The 13,656-nt window shown below is 64.6% G+C and carries 10 protein-coding genes and 1 pseudogene; 4 read left to right on the top strand and 7 right to left on the bottom strand.

Annotation, left to right across the window (positions count from 1 at the left end):
- The first annotated feature begins 64 nt into the window (after positions 1-64).
- From CK486_RS07260 to CK486_RS07250, 3 genes are all read left to right on the top strand, one after another.
- On the top strand, positions 65-469 hold the full coding sequence (locus CK486_RS07260) for an acyl-CoA thioesterase (RefSeq protein WP_095939636.1): 405 nt from the start codon (positions 65-67) through the stop codon (positions 467-469).
- Between the two features lie 122 nt (positions 470-591).
- Entirely contained in the window at positions 592-2,466 is a 1,875-nt protein-coding gene (locus CK486_RS07255) for a potassium transporter Kup (RefSeq protein WP_095939635.1), read from the top strand.
- 72 nt (positions 2,467-2,538) lie between these two features.
- Positions 2,539-3,435 (top strand): D-hexose-6-phosphate mutarotase, encoded by an 897-nt coding sequence (locus CK486_RS07250; protein WP_095939634.1) that lies wholly within the window; start codon positions 2,539-2,541, stop codon positions 3,433-3,435.
- 6 nt (positions 3,436-3,441) lie between these two features.
- Here the strand turns inward: CK486_RS07250 and CK486_RS07245 are convergent, their stop codons facing one another.
- The 6 genes from CK486_RS07245 to CK486_RS07220 form a co-directional block, all read right to left on the bottom strand.
- Positions 3,442-3,975: a DUF3299 domain-containing protein gene (locus CK486_RS07245; RefSeq protein ID WP_095939633.1), complete on the bottom strand. Its 534-nt coding sequence runs from the start codon at positions 3,973-3,975 to the stop codon at positions 3,442-3,444.
- A 48-nt stretch (positions 3,976-4,023) separates the two neighbouring features.
- Positions 4,024-5,106 carry a 5-(carboxyamino)imidazole ribonucleotide synthase gene (locus tag CK486_RS07240; RefSeq protein WP_095939632.1) on the bottom strand — a complete coding sequence of 361 codons (1,083 nt, stop codon included), beginning with the start codon at positions 5,104-5,106 and terminating at the stop codon, positions 4,024-4,026.
- Between the two features lie 14 nt (positions 5,107-5,120).
- Positions 5,121-5,609, bottom strand: coding sequence for a 5-(carboxyamino)imidazole ribonucleotide mutase (purE, locus tag CK486_RS07235; protein ID WP_095939631.1), 489 nt, complete (start codon positions 5,607-5,609; stop codon positions 5,121-5,123).
- Positions 5,610-5,792: 183 nt separating this feature from the next.
- A complete protein-coding gene (locus CK486_RS07230; RefSeq protein ID WP_095939630.1) occupies positions 5,793-6,911 on the bottom strand; it encodes an HD domain-containing phosphohydrolase in 1,119 nt (372 codons plus the stop codon).
- Positions 6,901-9,777, bottom strand: a complete 2,877-nt coding sequence (locus CK486_RS07225) for an ATP-binding protein (RefSeq protein WP_095939629.1) — start codon at positions 9,775-9,777, stop codon at positions 6,901-6,903. The genes CK486_RS07230 and CK486_RS07225 overlap by 11 nt, the downstream gene beginning before the upstream one ends.
- Positions 9,778-9,883: 106 nt before the next feature.
- A complete protein-coding gene (locus tag CK486_RS07220) occupies positions 9,884-10,786 on the bottom strand; it encodes a LysR substrate-binding domain-containing protein (protein WP_095939628.1) in 903 nt (300 codons plus the stop codon).
- 213 nt (positions 10,787-10,999) lie between these two features.
- On the opposite strand from CK486_RS07220, the gene CK486_RS07215 reads away from it, so the two are divergent.
- Positions 11,000-12,424 (top strand): aspartate ammonia-lyase, encoded by a 1,425-nt coding sequence (locus CK486_RS07215; RefSeq protein WP_095939627.1) that lies wholly within the window; start codon positions 11,000-11,002, stop codon positions 12,422-12,424.
- A gap of 219 nt (positions 12,425-12,643) precedes the next feature.
- Here CK486_RS07215 and CK486_RS07210 read toward each other — a convergent pair.
- A pseudogene (locus CK486_RS07210) lies at positions 12,644-13,656 on the bottom strand (PLP-dependent aminotransferase family protein); the annotation flags it as partial.

Genomic DNA, 13,656 nt, shown 5'->3' with positions numbered 1-13,656 from the left:
GCCCTCTGCCACCGGCTTTGCGGCACTGCCATAACAATGACAACAGGGTCTGAGGCCCATCGGCATGATCGACGCATACGAGCAGGACGAACCTACCCCCCAAGGCGATCTGGCCATGCAGATCACCGCCCTGCCGCGCGAAACCAATGGGTTTGGCGATATCTATGGCGGCTGGCTGGTGTCGCAGATGGACCTCGCCGGCACCGCCGCGGCCAGTAAGATTGCCGGCGGCCGTGTCGCCACCGTGGCCATCGACCGCATGGCCTTCCTCGTGCCGGTCGCCGTCGGCGCCCAGCTGACCTTCTACACCCAGGCCCAGGACATCGGCCGCAGCTCGGTGAAGATGCTGGTCGAGGTGTGGAGCGATGATCCGCTCTCCAGCGAGTGGCGCAAGGTCACCGAAGCCCTGTTCGTGTTCGTCGCCATCGACGGCAGTGGCCGTACCCGCCCCCTGCCACCGCGCCGCTGAAAATCGAACCAGACTGCGACACTGTGCCTCAGCCAGACAGCCCCGTGGCCTGATCTGAGGCACTTGTCGGTCATACTGAATCGGCGCAGCATGCGCCGCCTGTACAGCAGCAGGCCTTTTTCATGAGTCACGACAGCAAAACCGGCAGTCTCAGCCTGACCGTAGCCGCCCTCGGCGTGGTCTATGGCGATATCGGTACCAGCCCGCTGTACACCCTCAAGGAAGTCTTCGCCGGTCACTACGGCGTCAATGTCGACCCCGCCGGCGTCTACGGCATACTCTCGCTGATCTTCTGGTCGCTGATCTGGGTGGTGGCGCTGAAATACGTGCTGGTGATCCTGCGCGCCGACAACGAGGGCGAAGGCGGGGTCATGGCCCTGACCGCCCTGGCCCGCCGCGCCACCAGCGCCTACCCGCGCCTGTCGCGCCTGCTGGTGCTGCTTGGTCTGGCCGGTACCGCGCTGTTCTACGGCGACAGCATGATCACCCCGGCGATTTCGGTGCTCTCCGCCGTAGAAGGTCTCGACGTGGCGCTGCCGGGTGTCGGCCACTGGGTCGTGCCGATCACCGTGATCCTGCTGATCGGCCTGTTCCTGATCCAGAAGCACGGCACCGCGCGCATCGGCATCCTGTTCGGACCGGTGATGGGCCTGTGGTTCACCACCCTCGGCGCCCTGGGCATCTACGGCATCCTCCGTCACCCGGAAGTGCTGCACGCCCTCAATCCCTGGTGGGCCTATCAGTTCTTCCACAGCCACCCGGGCATCGGCATCACCATCCTCGCCGCCGTGGTGCTGGCACTGACCGGTGCCGAAGCCCTGTATGCCGACATGGGCCACTTCGGCCGCAAACCCATTGCCCGCGCCTGGTTCAGCCTGGTGCTGCCGGGCCTGGTGCTCAACTACTTCGGTCAGGGCGCGCTGCTGCTCGACAACCCCGAGGCGGCGCGCAACCCCTTCTATCTGCTGGCCCCGGCCTGGGCGCTGATGCCGATGATCGCGCTGGCGACCCTGTCGACTATCATCGCCTCGCAGGCGGTGATTTCCGGTGCCTTCTCCCTGACCCGCCAGGCCATCCAGCTCGGCTACGTGCCGCGCATGCAGATCCAGCACACCTCCAGCAACGAGGAAGGGCAGATCTACGTCGGCGTGGTCAACTGGTCGCTGATGGTCGGGGTCATCCTGCTGGTGCTGGGCTTCCAGAGTTCCGGCGCACTGGCCTCGGCCTATGGCGTGGCGGTGACCACCACCATGCTGATCGACACCCTGCTGGTTTCGGCAGTGGCCCTGCTGCTGTGGAAAAGCCCGCGCTGGGTGGCCATCCCGCTGCTGCTGTGCTTCTTTGTGGTCGACCTGCTGTTCTTCAGCGCCAACGTGCCGAAGATCTTCCAGGGCGGTGCCTTCCCGGTGGTTGCCGGTCTGGCCCTGTTCATCCTGATGACCACCTGGAAGCGCGGCCGCGAACTGCTTATGGATCGCCTGGACGAAACCGCCCTGCCCCTGCCGGTGTTCGTCTCCAGCATCGCCGTGCAGCCACCGCACCGTGTCAGCGGCACCGCGGTGTTCCTCAATGCCCGCCCGGACTCAGTGCCCCATGCCCTGCTGCACAACCTGCTGCACAACCAGGTGCTGCACCAGCAGGTGGTGATGCTCACCGTACGGATTGCCGACCATCCGCATGTACCGCGCCGGGAGCGTTTCGAGGTGGAAAGCTTCGGCACCGGTTTCTTCCGCATGACCCTGCATTTCGGCTACATGGATGCGCCCAACGTGCCGGCCGCGCTGGCGCAGAGTCCGTACGACTTCCTCGACTTCACGCCGATGCACACCACCTACTTCCTCAGCCGCGAAACCATCATTCCGAGCAAGCGCATCGGCATGATCCCGTGGCGCGAAAGCCTGTTCGCCTTCCTGCTGAAGAACGCCAATAGCACCATGCGCTACTTCCAGCTGCCGACCAACCGGGTGATCGAGCTCGGTACTCAGGTCGAAATATGAGATTCGCCCCGGCGCTGGCGTTTTCGTCGGTGCTGGAGTAAATCTGCGCGCCTCGTTCGCAGGAGGCGCCGTATGAGCCCGCAATCCCCCGCCGTTGAAGCCATCCAACTCGACTCGCTGGCCGCCTGGCGCATCCGCCGTGGCGATGCCGAGCTGCTGCTGGCGCAGCAGGGCGCGCAGATTCTCAGCTACCGCCGGGGCACTCAGCCGCCGCTGATCTGGCTCAGCGAGCAGGCCGCCTACCAGCGCGGGCAGAGCGTGCGCGGCGGCGTGCCGGTGTGCTGGCCCTGGTTTGGCGATATGACACGCAATCCACCGGCCGTGCAGGCCATGGTCAGCGGCGAAGCGCCCTTCCATGGGCTGGTGCGTACGCTGGACTGGCAGCTGGATACGGTGGAAACCCTCGATACGGGCGTGCGCGTGAGCCTGTCACTGCCCGCCGGCACCACCCTGCCCGGCTGGCAGGGCACGGTGCGGCCGCGCCTGCAGCTGACCCTGGGCGATGACCTGCTGATCGAGCTGCACAATGCCAACACTGGCCGGCAACCGGCGGCCATCAGCCAGGCCCTGCACAGCTACTTCCCCATCAGCGATATCCGCCAGGTACAACTGCGCGGGCTGGACGGCTGCCGCTATATCGAGACGCTGGAAGACTGGGCCGAGCGCCGGCAGCACGGCGACTTGGAATTTGCCGGCGAAACCGACCGCATCTACCTCGACGTACCGCAACGCCTGGAACTGCTCGACCAGGGCTGGCAACGCCGGCTGGTGCTGGAAGTCAGCGGCTCGCGTTCGGCCATCGTGTGGAACCCGTGGATCGACAAGGCCGGGCGCCTGTCGCAGTTCGCCGCAGACGCCTGGCAGCGCATGCTGTGCATCGAAACCGCCAACGTCTGGGACGACTGCCTGCAACTGGGGCCGGGCGAAAGCCACTGCCTGAGCCTGCGCCTGAGCAGTCAGGCGCTGTAACAGGACCTAAAGGTCGGTGTCTTCGACCAACCGCACCTTCGTGGCATTCAGGGTATAGGCGGCATCGGCAAGATCATTACTGACCGCCTCGATCTTCAGCGGCCCCTCGACCCACAGCGGTGCGTAGATATCGTCGAGGCTGATGCCCTTGGCGTAACGCACCAGCACGATCTGGTTCGGCGGTGGCGGCGGCACGTGGATGCAGGCACCCGGGTAAGGCACCAGGAAAAACAGGGTGCTGCGGCCCTGGGCGTCACTTTCCAGCGGCACGGGGTAACCGCCGAGACGGATGCGCCGGCCATCGAGCCTGGCAACCGTCTTGTTGGAGTACATCACCGGCGGCAGACTCTGCTCGCGCTGACGCAGGCCACCCTGACTGGAAAAGCCGTCGGCGGTTTCCGGGCTGTCGTGGCTGATCTCCGGCATGGTTTCCAGCGCGCGCTGGTCCTCGGGCGGCATCAGATCCAGCCAGTCGGTTTCTGCCAGCTCGGCCTGAGCAAGCAGCGGCAGCAGCAACAGGGATAGCAGCAGTCGGCGCATGGGGCTCTTCCTTTTGCGGCGCAACCGGCGGCGAACCGCCGGCGCAGATCAACCCTGAATCAGGGCCTCGACCTCGGCAATACGCGCCTTGAGCGTTGCCATGTCCTTGCAGCGCAGGGTGGCATGACCGACCTTGCGCCCGGCCTTGAAGGCCTTGCCGTAGTGGTGCAGGTGGCAGTCGGCGATGGCCGTCACCTTCTCCACCGCCGGCACTTCACCGAGGAAGTTGAGCATGGCGCTTTCACCGACCTTGGCGGTCGAGCCCAGCGGCAGACCGGCGACGGCACGCAGGTGGTTCTCGAACTGGCTGCACTCGGCGCCTTCGATGGTCCAGTGCCCGGAGTTGTGCACACGCGGGGCGATCTCGTTGGCCTTCAGGCCACCGTCGACCTCGAAGAACTCGAAGGCCAGCACGCCGACGTAGTCGAGCTGCTTGAGCACGCGGCCGACATAGTCCTCGGCCAGCGCCTGCAGCGGATGCTCGGTGCTGGCGATGGACAGGGCCAGCACGCCACTGTCGTGACGGTTGTGCACCAGCGGGTAGAAACGGGTTTCGCCATCACGGGCACGCACCGCCACCAGCGAGACTTCGCCGGTGAAGGGCACGAAGCCTTCGAGGATGCAGGGCACGCTGCCCAGCTCGGCAAAGGCGCCCACCACATCTTCAGGCTTGCGCAGGACCTTCTGGCCCTTGCCGTCGTAACCCAGGGTACGGGTCTTCATCACGGCCGGCAGGCCGATGGCGGCGACGGCGGCGTCGAGGTCGGCCTGCGACTGGATATCGGCGAAATCGGGGGTCGGAATGCCGAGGTCCTTGAACATCGACTTCTCGAACCAGCGGTCACGGGCGATACGCAGCGCGGAGGCCGACGGGTAAACCGGTACGAACTGGGAGAGGAAAGCCACGGTCTCGGCCGGCACGCTCTCGAACTCGAAGGTCACCAGATCAACATCATCGGCCAGGCGGCGCAGGTGCTCGTGGTCGTTGTAGTCACCACGCAGGTGCTCGCCCAGTGCCTGGGAGCAGGCGTCCGGCGCCGGATCGAGGAAGGCGAAACTCATGCCCAGCGGGGTACCCGCCAGGGCCAGCATGCGGCCCAGCTGGCCGCCGCCGATGACACCGATCTTCATAGTTCAGGCCCCTGTCAGGAACGCGGATCCGGGTTTTCCAGCACCGTTTCGGTCTGCTCGGTGCGGAACTGCTTGAGCGCGGCGTGGAACTGCGGGTGCTGGTGACCGAGGATGCTGGCGGCCAGCAGAGCGGCGTTGACCGCGCCGGCCTTGCCGATGGCCAGAGTGGCGACCGGAATGCCGGCCGGCATCTGCACGATGGACAGCAGCGAATCGACACCCGAGAGCACGGCCGACTGCACCGGCACGCCGAGCACCGGCAGGTGGGTCTTGGCCGCGCACATGCCCGGCAGGTGGGCGGCACCGCCGGCACCGGCGATGATCACCTGGATGCCACGGCCTTCGGCCTCTTCGGCGTACTGGAACAGCAGGTCCGGGGTGCGGTGGGCGGAAACCACCTTCACTTCATTGGGGATGCCCAGCTTGTCCAGCATCTCGACGGTGTGACAGAGGGTGCTCCAGTCGGATTTGGAACCCATGATCACGCCTACCAGTGCGCTCATCGTCTTGCCTCTTACTCGGGCGCCGGAGTGGCGCGACAAAAACCAACAAGCCACGCAGAGGGCGTGGCTTGTCATGTTCGATTCCGGCACAGCGGGCAGGCTGGCCTGGAGGCGGCGCAGTATACCGGAAAGGCGAGAATGTCGCCCCCCCAGGATGACCGTTCGTCCAGTGCGCCGCGCGCCTCACTCACCGCGGATAGTTGCACCCTGCAGCTTCACCCGCAGATCGCCAATGCCACTTTCATCGTCATCAGCCAGGCGCTCGATCAACTCCTCCAGCTGATCAAACAGGCGGGCCATTATCGCCACTAGCTGCGGGTCAAACTGCTTGCCTGACTGTTCAAGGATATAGGCCTGGGTGGCTTCGGCCGTCCAGGGCCGCTTGTAAGGACGAGGTGAGCGCAATGCATCGTACACATCACTGAGTGCGACAATCCGTGCGGCCAGCGGAATTGCCTCCCCCTTGAGACCTTGCGGGTAACCGGAACCATCCCAGCGCTCGTGGTGATAGAGCGCAATTTCAGCAGCCAGGTCGGTGAGTGATGAATGCTGTTCGTCGAACAGAATCTCGTAACCGATGCGCGCATGGTGATTCATGATCTCCCGCTCTTCTGGGTTCAGCGGGCCCGGCTTGGCCAGAATGGCATCCGGAATGCCGATCTTGCCGACATCATGCATAGGCGCCGCCAACCGCAGGCGCTCTACGAACTCGCGATCAGCACCCAGCGCAGTGGCCATCAGTGCCGCAGATTCTCCAATACGCAGAATATGGTTACCGGTTTCGTTGTCCTTGTAGCAGGCCGCTCGACCGAGGCTACGAATCACGGCCTGAAAACTCTCACGCAGCTGCTGGGTGCGGCGCTGTACCTTTTCCTCCAGCTGATCGCGCTCATGGTGCAGCGCCTGACTGGCCAGGCTCAGCTGCAGGTTGTTGCACACACGCAGCAACAGCTCCGGCAAATCCAGAGGCTTGCAGATGTAATCGTTGGCGCCCAGCTCCAGCCCGTGCCGACGGTCCTCAACCCCACTCAGAGCCGTCACGATGATCACTGGCGCCGCGTTGCGATCGCGGCCGGCCAGTGCCTGCAACACTTCAAAGCCATTGGGTGCGGGCATATCGAGATCAAGCAGGAGCAGGTCCCAATGATTGCTCTGTAGCCAGGCCAAACCCTCGGCCGAGTTGCTGAAGGCATGCACCTGCTTGAGGCCGAATGCTTTTAAGCTGGACTCCAGCAGGCGCAGGTTGGGCACCATGTCATCAATCACCACCACCGTGGCAAACCGCAGAGCATCAGACAGCATCGTTATTTCCCTCATGCAACAGGGCCTTGACCAGGCCGTGCAATTCATCGAGATCCAGTGGTTTCGCCAGGAAGCCCTGACAATCCAGGCTGAGTAACTTGCCAACATCAGTGGCCGCGCTGAGCACGATCACCGGCAGATCATGGGTCTGGGTTGCAGCCCGAAGCTGACGTAGCACCTGCTCGCCGTTAAGACCCGGCAGGTTGTAATCCAGCAGCAGCAAGTCTGGCGGCGCAGCGAGCAGCCGCTCGACTGCCAGCCGGCCATCGCTGATGACTTCAATGTCAGCCAGATCTTCCAGCGCTTTGCGCACCACAAACTGACTGGCAGGGTTGTCTTCAACATAGAACACCCGCGGACGCCTCTCAGCAGCGCTGGAGACCAAGGGGGCAACGCCCATCAGCGGTAGCTCAATCCAGAAACTGCTGCCGATGCCCAGCTCGCTATGCAAGCCCATTCGCCCATTCATCAGCGTGGCAAACTGTTGACACAGGGCCAGGCCGAGTCCGGTTCCCTGAATCGCGGTGTTCTGCCGACCAGCCCGCTCGAACGGCTCAAAGACCTGCCCCTGCACCTCCTGACTAATGCCCAGGCCGGTGTCTTCCACCATCAGGCGTACATGCCCGGCCGCCACCTGAAAACTCAGGGTGATCTGCCCCTCAGGCTTGTTGTACTTGGCCGCATTGGATAAGAGATTGAGCATGACCTGACGCAAGCGCCGTGGATCAGCCATCACATTCAGGCCTGCATCCGGCAGATCCAGATTCAGCCTAAGCCCACGCTTCTCCACGTCGACCCGGATCAGCTCGGCACACTCGCTGAGCAGCCCACGGACATCCACGGGCACCAGCTCGAGACGGGATTTGTCGGCCTGCACACTGGACCAGTCGAGAATGTCGCCCACCAGTTGATTCAGGTGCTCGCTGGCCGTGAGGATTTCGTCCAGATAGTCCGGTTCCTCATGCTCGCATCGTGGGCGATCCATACGCATCAGTTGAGCGAAGCCCTGGATAGCATTGAGCGGCGTGCGCAGCTCATGACTGATACTGGAAATGAAGCGCGACTTGGCGCGGCTGGCCGCCTGCGCTTCGACAATGGCCTGACGCAGGTCCTCTTCGACCTTCTTCAGTTTGTCGATGTCGACATGGGTACCCGCCAGCAGCACCGCGGCACCGGAAACCGGGTCACGCTCCATCACCCGACCGCGACTGAGCAACCAGTGGTAATGCCCATTCTGATCAGCAAAGCGAAACTCACTGGAATACTGCGGATCCAGCCCTTCCAGCGCACGATGCTGCGCCGTCTGCACACGCTCTCGGTCATCGGGATGCAAACGGCGGTAAAACTCCTCGAAGCTGACGGTCTCGCCTGACAGACCAAAGCGCTTGGCCAGGCGCCCACGCAGACTGAGGCGAGATGTTCGGAAGTCACCCTCCCACAGACTCTCGGTGACACTCTCCAAAATCATTTCCAGGCGGCTCTGAATGGCATTGCGCTGCGCCTCGCTGCGCTCCAGTTGCTCACCCACATCCAGCGCATGCACAGCCATATCATCCAGCTCGCGGATCTGCGCCTGCACCCGTTGCGGCCGCCAGTTGCCCTGGCCGATCTCGGCCATCATGGTGGAAATTCCGGTAATCGGACCGCGCAGCTGGCGACTGAGCTGCAGCGCACGTACCCACATGAAGCTGAAGAACAACCCGTAGAACAGCACCAGACCGGCAATCAGCAGGTAGCCAATCTGCTTGTAACGCCCGGCCAGCAGGTTGGTCTGAGCAAATACATCGGCCTCGGCAACCACGGTCAGCAAGTGCCAGTGGGTCTGGGCAATGGTCGACCAGGCCACCAGGTGTGGCTTGCCACCCAGTACCACACGCTCGATGCCACTGGCCTTGCTTGCCACGGCCTTGGCGAGCGCAGCCGTCTCAGCGCGCTTGGCCAGATTGAAGTCTTCGGGCTTGAACAGCTCGCGGCGGATCGCTTCGTCATAGGAGTGTTCGGTCAGCTCGCGCAGGCCGAAGTCATCTTCACCGGCCTTGGGCAGAGCCATGATGTTGAGGTCCTTGCTGACCAGCATGGCGTAGCCATTCCAAGGCACGGAAAGCTGACCGATCTCCTTGAGGATGCCGCCGACGGTGATGTCGATACCCACCACACCTTCGAGGAAAGTATCGCGATAGACCGGCGCAATGGCCGACATCATCCAGCCCTGCCCGGCCGGATCGAGATAAACGTCGGTCCACACCACATCGCGTGCAGGATTGTGCTCGGCATCGGCCAGGTAATAGAAGTTGTAGTCCGGGATGTCCATATCGTGGGGGTACTGGTCCGGAGTGAGGAACCAGGGATAGATATGGTTGAGACTGTCCCAGCTGTTGAAATAAAGCGCTGCCACCAACGGATGGCGCTCCTTTATCTCCTTCATCAAGGGCTCCAGCGGAGCCAGACGGGCAATCTTGCCTAGGTCCTGTTTATCCGGTGGCGTGACATTGGCGTAGAACACCGCCGCGCCCCCCTCATCACGCGGGGTATAGCGCACGCCATCGGCCGTTAGGGCGAGATTATCCGGCAACGCCGTGGCAGGTTTGGCCAGCGCCTGCGCCGTCAGATTGCGATACAGCCCGGTCAGCGCATCGATCTTGGCCAACTGCTCATCGACAATGCGTGACTCCAAGGCCGCCGATGCCTGCAGGTCTGTCAGCGCTGTCTCACGCAAATGCTCGATCTGCGCATCGCGGATAGAACTGTTAGTCAGCAAATACGCCGCGATCAGCACCGTCTCCACCAGCAGCAGCGGAACCAGAGCACTCTGCGCGAAGACCCGCCAGATCCACTGACGGAGACTAATGAGGGGCTGCCTAGGCACGACGACTCCTGAGCTTGGACCGCAGTGACAGAAAAGTGATGTCAAAATAACATCACCTCCAGCAAAAGTCAGATGACCAACGCTTCTTGAAGCCTAGACTAGGAAATCACGCCCCAACCCCCGCCTCCAGCTTGCGCCAGAGCAGGCGCACCGCCGCCTTGCGCACCAGCGCGCAGCGGTACAGGCGGATCTCCAGCGGCACCTGCCAGTGCTCCCCGCCGCAGACCACCAGCTCGCCACGGGCCAGCTCGGCGGTCACCGACAGACGCGGCACCCAGGCCACGCCCAGCCCCTGCAGGGCCATGCTCTTGAGGCTGTCGGCCATCGCCGTCTCGTACACCGTGGTCGCACGCAGGCCTCGCTGGCGGATCAGCGCGTTCACCGAGCGACCGAGGAAGGCACCGGCGCTGTAGGCCAGCAGCGGCACGCTCTGCCCGCCATCCAGATCGAACAGCGGCGCGCCGTCCTCACCCGCCGTGCAAACCGGCAGCATGGCGGTGGCACCCAGGTGCAGCGAGGGAAAGATGTCGGCGGTCAGCTGCAGCGCGGCATCCGGGTCGTAGTAGGCGAGGATCAGGTCGCAGCTGCCCTCGCGCAGCGAGTGCACCGCCTCGCCGACGTTGGTGGCCACCAGCCGGGTGTTCAGCGGCAGACCCTCGCGGCGCAGGCGGGCGATCCACTCCGGGAAGAAACCCAGGGTCAGCGAATGCGCGGCGGCAATCTGCAGCACCTCGCCCTGCTGACCTTCGAGGTTGTGCAGGTGCCGCACTACTTCACCCAGCTGCTCGGTGAGGTTGCGCGCGGTGACCAGAAACAGCTGCCCGGCCTCGGTCAGCTCGACCGGCGTGCGCTGACGGTTGACCAGCGTCAGGCCCAGCACCTCTTCCAGGCTGCGGATGCGCCGGCTGAAGGCCGGCTGGGTCACATGCCGCCTGAGCGCCGCCTGGGAAAAGCTGCGGGTGGCGGCCAGCGCGACAAAGTCCTCCAGCCATTTGGTTTCCAGATTCACAACAGCCCCCTACAGCCTGGCGACGCCGGCAGACAGATTTCCGCCGACGAAATGTTCGGAATTATGCACGCGCGACATCGGAACCGGGTCACGGCGACATTATGCCGATTGTGCATACCCCAGCTAGCAACGGCATTGGCCATTGTGACAGCTCAAGCCCTAGATTACGCGGCATCGCGGCCAATGCCGTTAAAAAACAGAGACAACCTCATCATGTCCGCTGCTGCATCCTTCCGTGTCGAAAAAGATCTGCTTGGCAAACTCGAAGTCCCTGCTGAGGCCTATTACGGCATCCAGACCCTGCGTGCTGTGCAGAATTTTAGACTCTCCGGTGTTCCGCTGTCGCACTACCCGAAACTGGTAGTGGCCCTGGCCATGGTCAAGCAGGCTGCGGCCGACGCCAACCGCGAGCTGGGCCACCTGTCCGCCGCCAAGCACACCGCGATCAGCACCGCCTGCGCCCGCATCATCCAGGGCGAGTTCCACGACCAGTTCGTGGTCGACATGATCCAGGGCGGTGCCGGCACCTCGACCAACATGAACGCCAACGAGGTGATCGCCAACATCGCACTCGAAGCCATGGGCCGCGAGAAAGGCGATTACGAGCACCTGCACCCGAACAACGACGTGAACATGGCGCAGTCGACCAACGACGCCTACCCGACCGCCATCCGCCTGGGTCTGCTGCTTGGCCACGACAGCCTGCTCAACGCGCTGGACAAGCTGATCAACTCGTTCGCCGCCAAGGGCCTGGAGTTCGGTCACGTGCTGAAGATGGGCCGCACCCAGCTGCAGGACGCCGTACCCATGACCCTCGGTCAGGAGTTCCGCGCCTTTGCCACCACCCTGGGTGAAGACCTGCAGCACCTCAAGTGCCTGGCCCCGGCCCTGCTCACCGAAGTGAACCTGGGTGGTACCGCCATCGGCACCGGCATCAACGCCGACCCGGCCTATCAGGCCCTGGCCGTCCAGCGTCTGGGCGTGATCAGCGGCCACCCGGTCAAGCCGGCCGCCGACCTGATCGAAGCCACCAGCGACATGGGCGCCTTCGTGCTGTTCTCCGGCATGCTCAAGCGCACCGCGGTCAAACTGTCGAAGATCTGCAACGACCTGCGCCTGCTCTCCAGCGGCCCACGCACCGGCATCAACGAGATCAACCTGCCGCCGCGCCAGCCGGGCAGCTCGATCATGCCGGGCAAGGTCAACCCGGTGATCCCGGAAGCGGTCAACATGGTCGCCTTCGAAGTGATCGGCAACGACCTGGCCCTGACCCTCGCCGCCGAAGGTGGCCAGCTGCAGCTGAACGTCATGGAGCCGCTGATCGCCTACAAGATCCTCGACTCGATCCGCCTGCTGACCCGCGCCATGGACATGCTGCGCGAGCTCTGCATCGACGGCATCACCGCCAACGAAGCCCACTGCCGCGCCCTGATGGAAAACTCCATCGGCCTGGTCACCGCGCTCAACCCCTACATCGGTTACGAGAACGCCACCCGCATCGCCAAGGTGGCGCTGGAATCCGGCCGCGGCGTACTGGAACTGGTGCGCGAGGAGAAGCTGCTGGACGAAGCCACCCTGGCCGACATCCTGCGCCCGGAAAACATGATCGCGCCGCGCCTGGTTCCGCTGAAGGGCTGAGCCGTGAACCACACGCCGCGCCCCCCGAGCAAAGCCCTGCCGCCCCTGCGGCGGGCCTGGCCGGCACCGGTCAGAACCCGTTACGACGGCCCGTCCGAGCCGCTGCCACGCAGCAGCCAGACACCGGCCAAGCCCGCCTGAGGCGGGCACACAGCCTCACCAGCCGAGGGTCTCCACCCTCATCTTCACGGGATGCCCACAAGGCATCCCGTTTTTTGCCTAGCTCACGCCCCAGGCACGGCGCAGCGCGCTCAGCGCCTCGGCGATCTGCGCCTCGGGCACCGCGGCAAAGCCCAGTACCAGCCCGGCGCGCGCCTCTTCGGGCGTGGCGCTGTCCGGCAGCCAGTAGCCGCTCAGGGCATTGATCTCCACGCTAACGGACGCGGCCTGTGCGATCAGCTCGCGCTCGCGCGCCAGGCTGTCGACCGCCACGCTCAGGTGCAGGCCCGCCTCCACCACCGGCAGTGGCGCGCAGCCGGGCGGCGCCGGCCAGCCTTGTAGCAGCGCATCACGCCGGGCACGGGCGCACCGCGCATGCGTCGCACATGGCGCTGGAAATGCCCGGCGGCGATGAAATCGGCCATCACCGCCTGACTGCCGGCCTCGGAGTGACGCATGTCCAGCGCGCGGCGCTGGGCGAAGGGTTCGACCAGTGCCTGCGGCAGCACCAAATAGCCCAGACGCAGGCCGGGAAAGGCGATCTTGCAGAAGGTGCCGACATAGAGCACCCGGCCCTGCCGGTCGAGGGAGGCCAGCGGCGCCAGCGGTACGCCGCGGTAGCGGTACTCGCCGTCGTAGTCGTCCTCGATCACCCAGGCATCGTGGCGCTCGGCCCAGGCCAGCAGCTCCAGCCGCCGCGCCAGCGACAGGGTGACGCCCGTGGGGTACTGGTGCGAGGGCGTGACATAGCCCAGCCGGCAGGCACCGAGCGCTTCCAGCGCGGCGGTATCCAGCCCTTCTGCATCCACCGGCACGCCGCACAGCCGGCCACCGGCCACGGCAAAGGCATGCCCGGCGGCGCGGTAGCCGGGGTTTTCGATCGCCACCCGCTCGCCCGGCTGCAGCAGCAACTGGGCACACAGGCTGATGGCCTGCTGCGAGCCACAGGTGATCAGCACCTGCTCCGGCTCGCAGGCCAGCCCGCGGCTGCTTCGCAGGTAGGCCGCCACCAGCTCGCGCAGGCGCCGGTCGCCGGCCGGGTCGCCATAGCCCAGCGCCTCGGACGGCGGGCG

This window comes from Pseudomonas sp. HAR-UPW-AIA-41 (assembly GCF_002304225.1).
In the GTDB taxonomy this organism is placed as follows: Bacteria; Pseudomonadota; Gammaproteobacteria; order Pseudomonadales; family Pseudomonadaceae; genus Aquipseudomonas.
This window is presented reverse-complemented; position numbering and strand designations above follow the sequence as displayed.

Excerpts from the sequence above, each read along its gene's own strand:
- purE (WP_095939631.1), bottom strand. The coding sequence starts at position 5,609 with ATGAGCGCACTGGTAGGCGTGATCATGGGTTCCAAATCCGACTGGAGC.
- CK486_RS07245 (WP_095939633.1), bottom strand. The coding sequence starts at position 3,975 with ATGCGCCGACTGCTGCTATCCCTGTTGCTGCTGCCGCTGCTTGCTCAG.
- CK486_RS07260 (WP_095939636.1), top strand. The coding sequence starts at position 65 with ATGATCGACGCATACGAGCAGGACGAACCTACCCCCCAAGGCGATCTG.
- CK486_RS07215 (WP_095939627.1), top strand. The coding sequence starts at position 11,000 with ATGTCCGCTGCTGCATCCTTCCGTGTCGAAAAAGATCTGCTTGGCAAA.
- CK486_RS07250 (WP_095939634.1), top strand. The coding sequence starts at position 2,539 with ATGAGCCCGCAATCCCCCGCCGTTGAAGCCATCCAACTCGACTCGCTG.
- CK486_RS07230 (WP_095939630.1), bottom strand. The coding sequence starts at position 6,911 with ATGCTGTCTGATGCTCTGCGGTTTGCCACGGTGGTGGTGATTGATGAC.
- CK486_RS07255 (WP_095939635.1), top strand. The coding sequence starts at position 592 with ATGAGTCACGACAGCAAAACCGGCAGTCTCAGCCTGACCGTAGCCGCC.
- CK486_RS07240 (WP_095939632.1), bottom strand. The coding sequence starts at position 5,106 with ATGAAGATCGGTGTCATCGGCGGCGGCCAGCTGGGCCGCATGCTGGCC.